The organism is Paenibacillus vortex V453, assembly GCF_000193415.1.
Taxonomy (GTDB): Bacteria; Bacillota; Bacilli; order Paenibacillales; family Paenibacillaceae; genus Paenibacillus_AQ; species Paenibacillus_AQ glucanolyticus.
This window is the reverse complement of sequence record NZ_ADHJ01000012.1, coordinates 139,008-153,321: the sequence shown is the minus strand read 5'-3', so window position 1 is coordinate 153,321 and position 14,314 is coordinate 139,008. Positions and strand designations below refer to the sequence as shown.

Below are 14,314 nucleotides of genomic sequence, written 5' to 3'. Positions count from 1 at the left end.
TAATATATGTAGTGTAGCCGGATTACATATCTCATTGCTCCGGGATGATAAAGACTTCCTGATGAAGGAAGACCTTTCATCATAACCAAAAACTAAATTTACAGGAGGTTTTTATTATGGCATTTCAATTACCAGCACTTCCTTACGCAAACAACGCGCTCGAGCCTCATATCGACGCACAAACGATGGAGATCCACCACGATCGCCACCATAATACCTACGTAACGAACTTGAACGCTGCGCTTGAGAACGCTCCTGAGCTTCAAGACAAATCCCTTGAAGAACTGATTGCTAACCTTGACGCTGTTCCAGAAAGCATCCGCACAGCAGTTCGTAACAACGGCGGCGGCCATGCAAACCACTCCCTGTTCTGGGAAGTTATCGGACCTAATGGCGGCGGACAACCGACTGGCGCATTGGCTGATGCTATCAACAATGAACTGGGCGGCTTCGATAAATTCAAAGAAGATTTCGCAAAAGCAGCTACAACACGTTTCGGCAGCGGCTGGGCTTGGCTCGTTGTTAAAGACGGCAAATTGGCAGTAACCAGCACACCTAACCAAGACAGCCCGATCATGGAAGGTCAAACACCTGTCCTTGGCCTTGACGTTTGGGAGCATGCTTACTACCTGAACTATCAAAACAAACGCCCTGATTACATCTCCGCTTTCTGGAATGTAGTCAACTGGGAAGAAGTCGGCAAACGCTACGATAACGCGAAGTAATATCGTTTAACTAAGCCGATGCATACAAAAAGGCTGCTTACAGCTGTAGATCATGTCTACCGCTGTAGCAGCCTTTTTTTGATGTCTACGACTATCGATTTAATGGATGCCGGTCGCCGTCACCTTATCGGACTCGTAATAGCGGACTTTGGATGGTGCATAGATGACACCCCATAATACGACCGAGATAAGAACCGCTGCACCTGCACCGATCAGGCAGACGGCCTGCAGTGACCATACATCAGCTGCAAAGCCTAGCAGAAGCGTAAGAGCGATCTGAAGCATTCCTTCCAACATACGGGTCACGCTGGTGAAGCGTCCCATCAGATCGATAGGCACCTGATTTTGAAAGAATGTGGTAAACCCCGCATTGGCATACGAAGAGAAAAAACCAAAAATGATAAATCCGATTACTGCAGTCACAAGGCCGGAAGCTGCATAGAAAATCATATAACCCGCACTCGACAGCAGGACGCCAGCTCCGATAAACATACGCAGCGACAGCCATTTTACCGATAGAGACGCTGCCGCCGAGCCTGCCAAATACCCTGCTCCTGCTACACTTATAAGCAAACCGTAATCCTCATCTCCGAGCAGCAGCACTTGTTTAATGAAGGTTGCCTCCTGGGAATCGAGCGCAAATCCGAGCAGCATCGCGCATTGAAACAACAGGTAGACCAGCATGAAATATTTCGCGGCTTTGCCGAAATCAATGACAGCGATCCAGTCCTGAAGGAGTGTCTTCATCGTGATGACATTCCGTTTGCTGCCATCCAATTCCTCCCCATCCACATCGGGAAGAAAGTAAATGACCAGTGCGCAGATAAAGAATGATACCGCATTAATAACAATGCTGATTCGAATATCCGTATAAGCGATCAATAGTCCGGATATAGCGGGACCCAGCAGTACGGCTCCGGAAGTAGTAAAGCTGGACCATGCATTAAACCGCTTTCGTTCCTCTGTCGGAATCAACTTCGTGACATACGTCATTGAGGTAGGCCCGAAGAAGGAGCCCGCCACATTTATCAGGAACATGATGATATAAATCCCCCACACGGAGGACATAAAAGGGATTGTGGCAATCAGGACACCCCGAATAATATCGGTTGAAATCATAAGCTTGCGCTTATTCATCCGGTCAATGATGCTCCCTGCCCACGAGTTAGTCAATAAGGTTGCAAGCGGCCGGATGATGAACAATCCAGCCACGGCAGCAGGAGAGCCTGTCATATGCAGCACAAGCAAATTGATCGCAACCAGATAGATCCAGTTCCCGAGATTGGAAACCCCGATACCAAAAATGTACAACAGCGCATTCTTCCAGCTATGCAACAGCTTCACTACTCCTTATGCTGTTTCCTTCTATACTTCTCCTAGGAAGGAGAACAGCTTCAAGATGAGAAATACGAATGTAAAATACGGATGAACACGTTCGGGAACGCGTAGCGTTCCATGTCATGCACGTGAATCCAGCGGAATTGCTCGATGCCCGTCTCATACGCTGCTGCGCTTTCTGCGGCTTGCAGGGAAGATATCGGCGCATCCTGCCATGTGCAGCGGTATACCCCCATATTCCAATGAATATGGCTAAAGGTATGCTCCGCGTCCATCACATGGCCGATTGGCAAAACTGGAATCCCTTCCTCCAGCAAAGCGCCTTGCAGATGGCTCATAGCCGGCTCCTCGGGCATCACAGCCGGGTTTGCCGATGCCGGCACAATGACATGAGGCAGCTCCCACATTCCTGCCAACAGGCCGGTTGATGGCCGCTTGCGGATCAGGATTTTCCCTTCGTGCACGCCCGTACCCTCTACGATGGCTGTAAGGCGATATTCAGGACGAGGGGGCTTCGCCTTTGTCTTAATCGGAAGGGACTCCTCCTTGCCCTCATACCGTGCCGTGCAGTGCTCCATGACCGGGCACACCAGACATTTGGGCGACTTCGGCGTACAGATTAATGCCCCCAGCTCCATCAGTGCCTGCGTAAAATCCGATGCTCGTCCCTCAGGGACCAGAGTAAGCACCAGCTCCTCCATTTTGGTACGTGTCTTCACTTTCATAATATCTTCTTCAATCAAAAAATAACGGGACAGCACGCGCATCACGTTACCATCCACCGCGGCCGCGGGAATGTTGAATGCAATGCTGCGAATGGCGCCTGAAGTGTAAGGACCGATGCCTTTTAGTCCCGACACTTCGTCTTTACCGCTTGGCATAACGCCACCATACAGCTCCGTTACTTGCCTTGCAGCAGCCTGGAGATTGCGTGCCCTGGAATAATACCCTAGACCCTCCCAGCATTTCAGCACATCGTCCTCCGGTGCATCTGCAAGCGATTGGATCGTCGGGAACCGCTCGATAAACCGATGAAAATATGGAATAACCGTATCCACCCGGGTCTGCTGCAGCATAATTTCCGATACCCAAATATAATAAGGATCGCGGTGTCTGCGCCATGGCAGATCCCTTTTATTCACCTCGTACCAATCCAATAGCTCCTGGCTGAAATATCGTTTAAGTTCTGTGTTATACATCTATATAAATCCCCTTCATAACCTTACTATAGTGTCTCAACAACCGCGAAGGCCGAAGCCAGCTCTGTCTGATGCGAAATCGTCAAATGAATCGTGTAATCGGCAGGTTGGTCAATTCCGAGGCGTGTCCAGGCTTCCTTGGACAGAGTGGCGATGGGTTTCCCGAGGCCATTTGGCAGCACTTCAATGTCCCAGAATCCGATCAGGCGACCGATTCCGCAGCCAAAGGACTTGGATATCGCTTCCTTGGCAGCAAAGCGCCCGGCAACAAACTCCGTCCGTTTAGCTCCCTTACGGGCAGCGATTATCCGCTCACCCTGTGTAAGTACACGTTCCATGAATTTCTCTCCATGCGGGCCTGTCATCAGAATGTCCATTCGTTTCATGTCCAGCACATCATGTCCAATTCCGTAAATCACATCTTCCGCTCTCCTTCACTAACCCGTCTTCCGTCCATAATCAAACTCACTACTATATTGTATCAGTCGATGTACGTCAACGCGAGACTGTCGTGTTACAACAACATGAAATCATTCAATTTGTGTCATTTCAAATTTTATCTGTTTAGACGGTTCAAGCCGCATCCTGATGGGGTGTGGGGTCCCGAATATAAAAAACAAAAGCCTTCTGGAAGGTAATCCCCCAAAAGGCTTTTTGGCCTGAAAATCGTTATATTAAATTCCTGGAATCGTGTTGCGCTTGTGAGCGGTTTTTACGTAATAACTCTCCAGTTTCTCCTGAACTTCAGGATTGATTGTCTTGCCCTCCAAATAGTCACTGTTATCATCGTAGCTGATTCCGAGCTCTTTCTCATCCGTCTGTCCTTCCCATAGCCCAGCGGAAGGCGCTTTGTCCAGGATCGATTGCGGTACTCCCAAATAGGATGCAAGCATACGGACCTGACGTTTGTTCAAGGAACTTAGCGGCGTGATGTCCACTGCTCCATCGCCCCACTTGGTGTAAAAGCCGGTGATGGCCTCAGACGCATGGTCAGTCCCGACAACAATCAAATTCTGCTCAAACGCCAGCGCATATTGCACCACCATGCGAACTCTGGCTTTTACGTTGCCTTTGCCGGGAACACTGATATGTTTATGAACACCAATATTTTTCAGACCATGCTCAACCTCAAGAGCAATCTCATTTACAGCTTCCTCGATATTGGTCTCCACGGTATGCTTCAGATCGAAGGCTTTGGCCGTAGCATAGCTGTCGGAAATATCGGCCTGTTCACCGAATGGCTGAAATACTCCAAGTGTTTTGTATTCCTTGCCAGTCTCCTCGGTGAGCTCGTCGGTTGCCCGCTTGCACAGACCCGCTGCCACAGCGGAATCGATCCCGCCGCTAATAGCGATCAGCAGCCCCGAAGTGCCTGAGTTTTTCACATAATTTTTCAGAAAATCAACCCGTTTGCTGACCTCTTCCTCCACATTAATGGTTGGTTTGACACCCAGTTCAGCAATAATTTGTTCTTGTAGGCTCATGATTCAAAGACTCCTTTCAGTATGCTCTCTCTTTCTTAAGTACGTAACATATACAACAAAAGCCCCGCGGCTTCGGAATATGCCGAATGCTTCGGGGCCTATGTAACTGCCAGCTTACTGGCAGTAGCGATTGAATGCGTCGGACAAATCAGCCGCGATTTCTTCTGCGGAACGGTTCTCCACTTGGTGACGCTCAATAAAGTGCACCAATTCCCCGTCCTTCAGCAGAGCAATCGATGGTGAGGATGGCGGATACGGAGCAAAATACTCACGGGCTTTTGCCGTTGCTTCCTTATCCTGTCCAGCGAATACGGTATACAAATGATCCGGCTTCACTTGGTTCTCAAGCGCTATGGCTACACCTGGGCGTGCTTGCCCTGCAGCACATCCGCATACGGAGTTTACAACAACCAGTGTTGTACCTTGCGCATTTGGCAGCACTTCCTCTACCGCTTCAGGAGTTGTGAGCTCCTTGATTCCCAAACTGGTGAGTTCATCCCGCATCGGTTGAACCATATCGCGCATATATCGGTCAAAAGACATACCCATAACTGCTTCACTCCTTATATAAACAAGATTGTTCGAATTATAACAGCTCATCGATATCTATATTATACAATCCTAAAGAGTGAAAGCAAGAAAATACAAAACGAGCAGCATCACAAAATGGGATACCGCTCGTCTTTAACTGTTTCCGGTGGTTTAAACTAGGTAGCAGGATAGTTGGCTCCATCCTTTTTCTTGTCAACGATGGGTTCGCCACGACGATCCTTGTTTTCGCGCTGCTGCTGCTCCTGCTGTTTCGAATCATTTTTACTCATCCGAATCCCTCCTTTGCCATTAGCTCTGCCTTATGATGCCTATTCATCCTCCTAATTATTCGGACGCGGCAGCGCTTTGGGATTCCATTAAGCCCTGAGGGTACGAGCGGACAGAAAATGAGATAATGAACACCGTTCCCTCGCCTTGCTGTGACTTCACATCGATCGTTCCATGATGCCGCTGAACAATGCTCATACACAGGGCGAGCCCAAGCCCCGTTCCCTTACTCTTCGTGGTGTAGAAGGGCTCAAACAAACGCTCCAGCTCGCTCTCCGACATGCCCGTTCCGGTATCTGCCACATACAGCTGCACCTGGTCCCCTTCGATCCGGGTTTCAAGGGTCAACGTTCCTTTGTCATCCATAGCCTCCATGCCGTTGCGGCACAAATTCAGGATCAGCTGTTTCATCTCTTTAGCATTCAGGTGCAGCTTGGGTACATGGGTTCCGAGCTTCAGTTCAATGCTCTGTCCACGCAAGTTCGCGTCAGCCCACAAGAGCGGGCTCAGCTCATGGATAATATCATGAAGATGACAGTCTTCCTTCTCGGCAGCCCGGTTCTGGGCCAGAGACAAAAAGTACATTAATGATGCCATTGGCACGGTCCAGTTCCTCCATGACGATCCGGTAATAGTGATCGAGTGTCTCCGGGCTCTTCTCCTTCATCAGCTGCAGGAACCCGCGAACCACGGCCATCGGATTACGAATTTCATGGGTAATGCTTGCCGCCATTTGGCCAACCAGGCTCAGTCGTTCTACATTAATAAATTCGGTTCGAAGCTTCTCAAGCTCCGTGATGTCTTCCATAACACCCACCGCACCCAAGATGTCGCCTTTCTCATTATGTATAAGCGGATAAATGCCCGTTGAATAAACTCGCGTTGGGCTGCGCATAATCTCGCCGGTGCTTTCAATTCCCTCCATGGCCTTCAGAAACCGGTTGCGGAGATGTTCCTTCTGAATCATACCGTCCAATAAATCGAACAGCGGTCTTCCAATCACATCTTTGGACGTCAAATTCGGAAACACACTCCTGCAACTGCGGATAAGAAGTTGGTTAAAAGCGATGATGTTCCCTCTGTTATCCACGGCCACCATTCCTAAAGGGATCATCTCTATTATTTTTGTCAAAGAGATCATTTCTTCACTCTTCACGTCATATTGGCCTGAGGCCAGACGCTCGCTGGTCAGCTCGATCCAATACACAATCATGCCGGAATAAAAGATGCCAATCAGCATATAGAGTATGGTCACCAGGATTGTATCCGGATTCAGGTGATCATTATTAACCTTTCCTTCAATGGCATGAGAGGCTACAATGATCAACATAGCCGGAATCAGTGCACTCCACAGCCAGCAGATCTTCTCGGTCTTGGAGCCTTTCTTGAAATTGGAGGAAATCCAGGGCAGAAGCGAGTAAACCAGGACCAGTACATTGAGGATGAAGTCGATCATCGACCAGCCGTTTATCAGCCCATGGCTTGTCATATACAAGACGGCAAGACATAACCCTGATCTTCGACTTCCATATAATATGCCTAAAAATAACGGGATCACGCCAAGATTGATCGGAACGTAATATTCGTTCATCGCTGAAATCAGGACGCAGAGTACGGTGCTGACTCCGCTCGAAATTACGATATGCTTGTGAAATCGAAGCAGATCATTCGGATTCTTCTTGTTCAGCCACTTGAGATGTCTGTCGAGGAGAAGGGGTAGATGAAAGATGAGTGTACCAGACAGCAAAACTTGCAGCAAAATATCCTTCCATAGGCTCAGCACAGTGATCAATCACCTCAATTGGACAACGTGTCTAATATTTCTGATTAAAACACAGGCGACATCATTTTACAATATCTTGTAAGTTCCTGTTGAAGCAACAGAAAACCCCGTCTTACGTCCTATTCATGAGGTTTGGGTTAATTCGCGAATACCTATATAATTATAATAAGATTCATCTATTCATTGATATAACCTCAAAGGAGCTATGAGCAAACATGCTTGATTATGATATTATTGTCGTCGGCGGTGGACCTTCCGGATTGATGTCCTGCGTAGCTGCAGGAGAAAGAGGAGCTTCCGTTCTGCTGATTGATAAAGGGGATAAACTGGGCCGCAAGCTGGGCATATCAGGCGGTGGAAGATGCAACGTGACAAACGCCAAGGAACAGGATGAATTGATAGCCAACATCCCGGGCAACGGTCGTTTTTTATATAGCGCTTTTCAGCACTGGAACAATCGGGATATCATGGCCTTCTTCGAGGGACTCGGCATCCGGCTCAAAGAAGAGGACAATGGGCGCATGTTCCCTGTGACGGACAAAGCATCCAGCGTAGTGAATGCCTTGATTGGCAAAGTGAAGGAGCTCGGAACCGATATCCGGACGAACAGTCCGGTTAAAAGCGTTCTGTTCGAGAACGGCCAAACGGCTGGAATTCAATTAAAATCCGGGGAAGTGATCAAATCCTCCTGTGTCATCATAGCCACAGGCGGTCAGTCCGTTCCTCAAACAGGCTCGACCGGGGACGGTTATCCTTGGGCGGAAGCAGCTGGCCATACCATTACTGAGCTGTACCCCACTGAGGTCCCTATCGTCTCAACCGAGACGTTCATCGCATCCAAAGAGCTGCAGGGTTTGTCGCTGCGTGATGTTGAGCTGTCCGTCTGGAATCCCAAAGGGAAAAAAGTGATCGCTCATCGGGGAGATATGCTGTTTACCCATTTCGGGGTGTCCGGCCCAATCGCTCTGCGCTGCAGCCAATTTATCCGCCAGGTGCAACGGAAGTTCGAAATCGTGAACGTGGATATGGCAATTGACATGTTTCCTGATCGCTCGCAGGCCGAAATCGAGGCCGAGCTGAAGGAGCGCTTTGAGGCTGAGCCCAAAAAGAGTATTAAAAACGTTCTTAAGGGTATGCTGCCGGAGCGCATGATTCCGCTGCTGCTGTCCAAATCATCTATCGACAGTGACATGATCTGCAGCGGTTTATCCAGAACTGCACTTACGTCCCTTGCAACCATTTTGAAAAAATTTGCGTTCCGAGCTTCAGGCACCCGGTCGCTGAAGGAAGCCTTCGTGACCGGAGGCGGCGTCAGCCTTAAGGAAATTCAGCCGAAAAGCATGGAATCCAAGCTCATGCCAGGCCTGTTTTTCTGCGGCGAGATTTTGGATATTCATGGATACACCGGCGGCTATAATATCACGGCGGCGTTCGCAACGGGTTATACGGCGGGCAAGCACGCCGCGGAAGCGGCAGCGTATAACAAGAACTGATCCAATGGTATTGGAAATTACGAATAAAGCACGAAGCGCGCCAGTATGCCCTTTCCTACCCGGGTCATACTGGCGCGCTTTTATTCATCTTGCTGATGCTTATCCTCCCTGTACATCGGCCATGACATCAGTGATGGTGCGATCATGACTGCCGCAGCCGTCAATGCCAGCGCGGCCAGCCATCCGACTCCCCCCTGAAACAGCGTGAGCCCTGCCACCAGGGAATACAAAAATGCCGGGAGAGCAAGCAGCGTTCTAACGGCAAGAATACCCGCAGAGCGGTGCTGTTCATTCGTAAAGGGAAGCACGTGCATAAATTCAGCCTTCGCGAACACGGCCCACCGTGTATTGAGCCAATACGATATCATCAGCACAAGCGCGATATACACAACGATTTTAATGATTAACGGCGGGAGCCATACGGCCGGAATGCCAACCAATGTAATCTGAATATATAATGTCAAACTCTCAGGGTGACGCAAAATCGCTTTTAACCCTGCATCGGCAAGCCTCTTCTCCGCTGTGCCCTTGAACAACCGGCCGGACTTGCGCATAAACCAGGTCTTGCTTCGCACACTCGGCGGTTTGCCGACAGCTTGAACCAGCAGCTTCTCGGTCAACTGGATGCGGGTCCTGGCATCCTCCCTTGTATCCGCCATAAAGGTTCCATGCATGGCAAGACGCCTGCGGCTCAGAAGAATTAATACAATCAGCAGAATGACGACGATTGTCCATAAGACTGCATAAACCTCAAGCCACAAGGATACAAGCAGCGTTAGTAATCCAACGGAAAGCCAGCGTACCGCATAAATCAACAGGTGCTGCCGCCACCCTTTGCAGCTTGAGCGAATCATCCCGGCCCATAGATTCGTACACCAGGCACAGACAACCGTAATCACCAGCAAGGTTATCAAGGTACCCCCGGTAATTTCATGTTCCCTGACCAGGATTGGCAGGGCAAGCAGGGTAAACAACAGTCCCTTTAGCGCTGACATAGCATGGCTGTATGCCATGCCTCTGATCAGCAGCCCCTTCATCCATTCCCGCTGCTGGCGGAGAAACAATACGTCAGCCTCTTCGAGGAACAGCAGCACTCGGCCGGAGAACATAAAGAGCAGGATGACAACCACCGCTTGGAGGGGCAGGAACTGTGCCCACCCTGGAAGGGGGCTTGTCCACAACTCACGGTATAACCCGCCTCCCAGAAGCAGGCCTGGAATCAGAATGTAGAGCATCACGATCCAATCAACCACGGTCGCCAAGCTTTTACGTTGATAGGTCCAATGTGCAAGCACCCTTCTCCAGAAGAGCGCCCCCGGATGGCTAAGCTGCTGTGAGCGATTCATACCCATCCCCTCCCTCATGTCAGCGCATCGAAGCAGTCAAACAACGATGCGCCTGGAAGTCCCGCGGCCTCACGGAGATGATATAGCGTGCCTTCGGAAACAATCCGGCCCGCGGATATGAGCACAAACCGATCACAAATCTTCTCTGCGGTGTCCAGCACATGCGTAGACATCAGCACACCGGCACCACGGCGTCTCTCCTCCAGCAATAAGTTCAAAAAATCGCGAGTAGCCCGCGGATCCAAACCGATAAACGGCTCGTCTACAATATAGACATCGGGCTTGGAGAGGAAGCCGATCATCAGCATCATCTTCTGCTTCATCCCTTTGGAGAAACCTCCCGGCAGTTCGTTCCGTACAGTCTCCATTCCAAACTGCCGAAGAAGCTGTTCGGCCTGCTCTTCGAAATGGTTGTCATCCATTCCGAATGCAGCAGCACGCCAGGTCCAAGTGCTCCCACAGCGTTAAATCCTCGTAGAACACAGGCTGCTCGGGTACGTACGCATATCGGGGAGGATCACCCGCAATCCTGACATCAGCCTTGCAGTCCTTCAAGAGCCCTAACACCGCCTTGATGGTTGTGCTCTTTCCGGCACCGTTCGGCCCGATCAAGCCGAGCAGTTCACCGGGAACCACTTGAAACGATATTTCGTGTATGCGGGGTCGGCCAGGTTCGTACCCGGCTTCCTGAATGTCTACTTCCAGCACCGGCTCGGCCCCGCGAATGTTCTCCAGAATCCTATCCTGCATCCTAACACCCCATCCATTCATTCTATTTCCATTATTACGCAGATGGACAAGGATTAGTTGCAAGCACCGAAACTTTCTTTGTGGTTTTACATTGTCGAGGGTTCAGGTACCATAGGGACTGCGTTCAAGGACGGCAGAGGCTTCGTCCTTTCTTTCAATCCTTCCCTTGAACAGGAGTAGTACGCCTCCCACTGCAGCAGTTCCGAGTCCTGCAACAATATATGTTGGAACAGCGCCGATTCCCGTGATAAGCGCACCACCGATAGTAGGTCCGACAATGGCCGCGCCGCTTGTAAGGCTGTTGACCGTTCCGAATACACGGCTGGTCATATGCTCCGGCGTTCTTTTCATGAGCAGCATCTGGAAAGGAACCAGCACGAATCCTCCACCAGCGCCCGCCAGAAAGAATGAACCGAACAGCACCACGCTCTGCAGCAGATGCGGCATCTTTGTCACTACAACTACGGCACATACGGCGAAGACCAGACCGGCTGCGGTAGCGCCGGCGCCCATCTTGGCAAGAGTGCTCCAGCTCAGCTTGCGGACAAACATGGCTGCGATTAAAGTACCTAAACCGCTGGCGGAAATACAGTAACCAAGCAGATCCTCCGATACATTAGGAATCAGCCGGAACAGGGTCACGATCTGGGAGTCGGCCATCTGCAGCACCAGCACTACTGCACATATCGTAACAACTCCTCCCAGCAGCAGGGGGATGCCATAAATCAATTGCAACCCTTCACCGATCTCCTTCAAAAAGGATTTCTGCTCGCCCTGACCAGCCCGCACTCCATGGTGCGACTCCCCGGTCAGGCCTTCTTGTTTAACGATCTTTCGGCCTGGAACACCGAGCAGAAGCAGCGCCGATACCACAAAAGCGCCTGCATCAATGATGAAGCATAACTGTATGCCGAACAGAGCCATCAGCAATCCGCCCAAGGACGGCCCGATAATTTTGGACATTTGCTCAATCGAAGAACTGATCGTAACCGCCTGATCGATATGCTTAGGATCTACAATTTCTTTAATTTTGCCGCTCTTGGCAGGAGAGAACAGAACATCCATCAGTCCCTTAACGATGAGCAGAACATAAATTTGAATTAAATTTCCCGCCAACAAGACTCCCAGCAAAATGAAGACTCTCACAACATCCGAAATGACCATGATCTTTTTCCGGTCATACCGGTCGCCGATCCAGCCTGCTATCGGTCCTCCGATCAGAACAGGAAGCGCCATGCATAACGTCATAGCGGTAATTTCCCATGGCGCGGCTTGCCACTTCAATCCGACAAGCGTCAGGAGCGCGATGATATACAGCCATTCGCCCATGTTGGACACCAGCTGAGACCCCATCAACAACATATAGTTCCGATTGCGGAGCAGCGGTTTAAATCCCTCTGATTCTACGGTTTGTACTTGATTCATTCTCCCACCCTTTTCTTCCCATTCGAATAATTTCATTATAGAATCGGCATTCAGGGAACGTATCAGGCTTAAGGCGTAGTTGATACCGGAGCTGGAGAATGAAAATGTTTCGGCAGCATTGTGACAAATCACATGTTGAAATTGTTCATTTAAGCGTAATCTTAGATTTGAAGTAATTCAGGACATGAGTCCATATCAAAGGCGGGAGAATGTATGAAGGTATTACATGATCGCGATACACAGCTTGCTATGCACCTGTATCGGGTGTTTGCCAAGTCATTCAAGAGCGTCAACGAACATGTCGTGAATGGCAGCAAAATCGAAGGCTTTAACCCCACCTCTTTTGCCGTAATGGAGGTGCTGTTCTACAAAGGCCGCCAGCCTATCCAGCAGATCGGGGCACAGCTGCTTCTGCAAAGCGGAAATGTCACCTATGTGGTTGATAAGCTGGTCGCAAAAGGATATGTTCGCCGCAGGCCCTGTCCCGAGGACAGGAGAGTCATCTACGCCGAACTGACTACTACCGGAGAGCAATTGATGCAGAAGCTGTACCCCATACATGAGCAGCACATCCAGCATGCGCTTGGCGGACTGAACGAAGAAGAGAAGCAGCAGCTGATCAGCCTTCTCGCCAAAATGGGAAAACATGCGGAGCTGGCGCAATTGATCGTACGACAGTAAGTGCAAAACGAAGAGAAGAACCCTCCTCCTTGACTTCGGAATCAGGGTTCTTCTTATTGAAATCGTGTTTAGCTATACTCAGTCTTTGAATCCCTCCAGTGCGAGGGTCGGTTTCCCATCCGCCTGCCAGGTCCCCTTGTTATAACCTGCATTGTAACCCGGTGCAGCTTCCGGTTCCCAATAAAATACTCCAAGCCCCGTTCCTCCTGGTAATCCGCGCACTTTGGTTTTGATGCTCTGAATAAAACTCTTGGCAGCAACCGGCTGGCTGTAATCCATGCCGATTTCACTGATCATGATGCTTTTTCCATACCTAGCGGTCATGTCTTTGGCATTGGTGATGGTCTGATCCACCTTCGTTGACCAGTCGCCCGCTTCCGGGTACAGTGACATGCCGATAATATCAAAGTTCGCACCGTTACTGATCAAGCCGCCGATGTTCCATTTGAACAATTCATTATCGTAGCCGTTGGATAAGTGGACTATGGTCTTGGTCGAGCTACTGACGGACTTAACCGCATTATGCCCCGAGTTGACAAGCCATGCATAATTTTTCATGTTCACCGAAGCTTTGCCGTCCTCCCATAACATTCCGTTGTTGGTTTCGTTGCCAACCTGTACCCAATCCGGCGTCACGCCCTTATTCTTCATGGTGTTCATCACGTACACGGTGTGGGAATAGACCGCATCCATCAGCTGCTGGAAGGTGAAGCTGCGCCAGGCATACGGCTTGTTCTGCTGCCCCGGGTCGGCCCAGGAATCGCTGTAATGCAGCGTGAGCATAATGCTCATGCCTTTGTTCTTGGCACGCAGAGCCAGCTCAGCCGCTTTTTCCGCATTCAGATAACCGTTCATGTAATCATTCATATTGGGATTGACCCAGACTCGAATCCGCGCAGAATTAATCTGGTAATCATTCTTCAAAATGTCGAGAATATCGCGCTGAATCCCATTCTTATCCTTCCATTTATACCCCTGAGCCTCCATGCCGGTGACCCAGCTGATGTCGGCTCCTTTGGCAAAAGCCGGCGCCGCCTCAGCCGAGCCGTTACCCGTGAAACCGAATGATAACGCAAGCATCGATAGACAAAGAAACATCCTGAACAGAACTCCTTTCGTATCCCCGGTCATCATCATACCCCCTTCGTTATTCGTTCACTGCGCAGTGACACCCCTATTGTAAGCGCTACCCAAACAAAGCCACAGGGCATAATCCCAACATTTCCGGTGCTTTTTCAAGTAAAATCAATTCAGTCCAAAGAAGCTGACTG

Annotated in this window: 11 protein-coding genes and 2 pseudogenes; 3 read left to right on the top strand and 10 right to left on the bottom strand. The window is 50.0% G+C overall.

The window, feature by feature from the left end:
- The first annotated feature begins 116 nt into the window (after positions 1–116).
- Positions 117–725 carry a superoxide dismutase gene (locus PVOR_RS05865; protein WP_006208191.1) on the top strand — a complete coding sequence of 203 codons (609 nt, stop codon included), beginning with the start codon at positions 117–119 and terminating at the stop codon, positions 723–725.
- A gap of 99 nt (positions 726–824) precedes the next feature.
- Here PVOR_RS05865 and PVOR_RS05860 read toward each other — a convergent pair whose 3' ends face one another.
- The 6 genes and pseudogenes from PVOR_RS05860 to PVOR_RS05835 all read right to left on the bottom strand — a co-directional run bounded on the left by PVOR_RS05860 (position 825) and on the right by PVOR_RS05835 (position 7,348).
- Positions 825–2,060 (bottom strand): MFS transporter, encoded by a 1,236-nt coding sequence (locus tag PVOR_RS05860; RefSeq protein ID WP_036638746.1) that lies wholly within the window; start codon positions 2,058–2,060, stop codon positions 825–827.
- A gap of 59 nt (positions 2,061–2,119) precedes the next feature.
- Positions 2,120–3,262 carry an A/G-specific adenine glycosylase gene (gene mutY / locus PVOR_RS05855; RefSeq protein WP_006208189.1) on the bottom strand — a complete coding sequence of 381 codons (1,143 nt, stop codon included), beginning with the start codon at positions 3,260–3,262 and terminating at the stop codon, positions 2,120–2,122.
- Positions 3,263–3,288: 26 nt separating this feature from the next.
- Positions 3,289–3,681 carry a holo-ACP synthase gene (acpS, locus tag PVOR_RS05850; RefSeq protein ID WP_006208188.1) on the bottom strand — a complete coding sequence of 131 codons (393 nt, stop codon included), beginning with the start codon at positions 3,679–3,681 and terminating at the stop codon, positions 3,289–3,291.
- Between the two features lie 255 nt (positions 3,682–3,936).
- Positions 3,937–4,746: an ammonia-dependent NAD(+) synthetase gene (nadE, locus tag PVOR_RS05845; RefSeq protein ID WP_006208187.1), complete on the bottom strand. Its 810-nt coding sequence runs from the start codon at positions 4,744–4,746 to the stop codon at positions 3,937–3,939.
- A 114-nt stretch (positions 4,747–4,860) separates the two neighbouring features.
- Positions 4,861–5,295 carry a BrxA/BrxB family bacilliredoxin gene (locus tag PVOR_RS05840; RefSeq protein WP_006208186.1) on the bottom strand — a complete coding sequence of 145 codons (435 nt, stop codon included), beginning with the start codon at positions 5,293–5,295 and terminating at the stop codon, positions 4,861–4,863.
- A gap of 327 nt (positions 5,296–5,622) precedes the next feature.
- Positions 5,623–7,348, bottom strand: a pseudogene (locus PVOR_RS05835) (two-component system sensor histidine kinase NtrB).
- A 215-nt stretch (positions 7,349–7,563) separates the two neighbouring features.
- On the opposite strand from PVOR_RS05835, the gene PVOR_RS05830 reads away from it, so the two are divergent.
- Positions 7,564–8,841 (top strand): NAD(P)/FAD-dependent oxidoreductase, encoded by a 1,278-nt coding sequence (locus PVOR_RS05830; RefSeq protein ID WP_006208184.1) that lies wholly within the window; start codon positions 7,564–7,566, stop codon positions 8,839–8,841.
- A gap of 80 nt (positions 8,842–8,921) precedes the next feature.
- Here PVOR_RS05830 and PVOR_RS05825 read toward each other — a convergent pair whose 3' ends face one another.
- From PVOR_RS05825 to PVOR_RS05815, 3 genes and pseudogenes are all read right to left on the bottom strand, one after another.
- Complete coding sequence (locus PVOR_RS05825) at positions 8,922–10,187, bottom strand: ABC transporter permease (protein WP_006208183.1); 1,266 nt, start codon at positions 10,185–10,187, stop codon at positions 8,922–8,924.
- A 14-nt stretch (positions 10,188–10,201) separates the two neighbouring features.
- Positions 10,202–10,937, bottom strand: a pseudogene (locus PVOR_RS05820) (ABC transporter ATP-binding protein).
- A 102-nt stretch (positions 10,938–11,039) separates the two neighbouring features.
- The gene (locus tag PVOR_RS05815) at positions 11,040–12,362 is read right to left on the bottom strand and encodes an MFS transporter (RefSeq protein WP_100086469.1); all 1,323 of its coding nucleotides are present in this window, start codon (positions 12,360–12,362) and stop codon (positions 11,040–11,042) included.
- Positions 12,363–12,575: 213 nt separating this feature from the next.
- Between PVOR_RS05815 and PVOR_RS05810 the strand changes: the two genes are divergently transcribed.
- On the top strand, positions 12,576–13,043 hold the full coding sequence (locus PVOR_RS05810) for a MarR family winged helix-turn-helix transcriptional regulator (protein WP_006208179.1): 468 nt from the start codon (positions 12,576–12,578) through the stop codon (positions 13,041–13,043).
- Positions 13,044–13,121: 78 nt separating this feature from the next.
- On the opposite strand, the gene PVOR_RS05805 is transcribed toward PVOR_RS05810, so the two are convergent.
- Positions 13,122–14,177 (bottom strand): glycoside hydrolase family 53 protein, encoded by a 1,056-nt coding sequence (locus tag PVOR_RS05805; RefSeq protein ID WP_040680251.1) that lies wholly within the window; start codon positions 14,175–14,177, stop codon positions 13,122–13,124.
- Positions 14,178–14,314 lie beyond the last annotated feature (137 nt).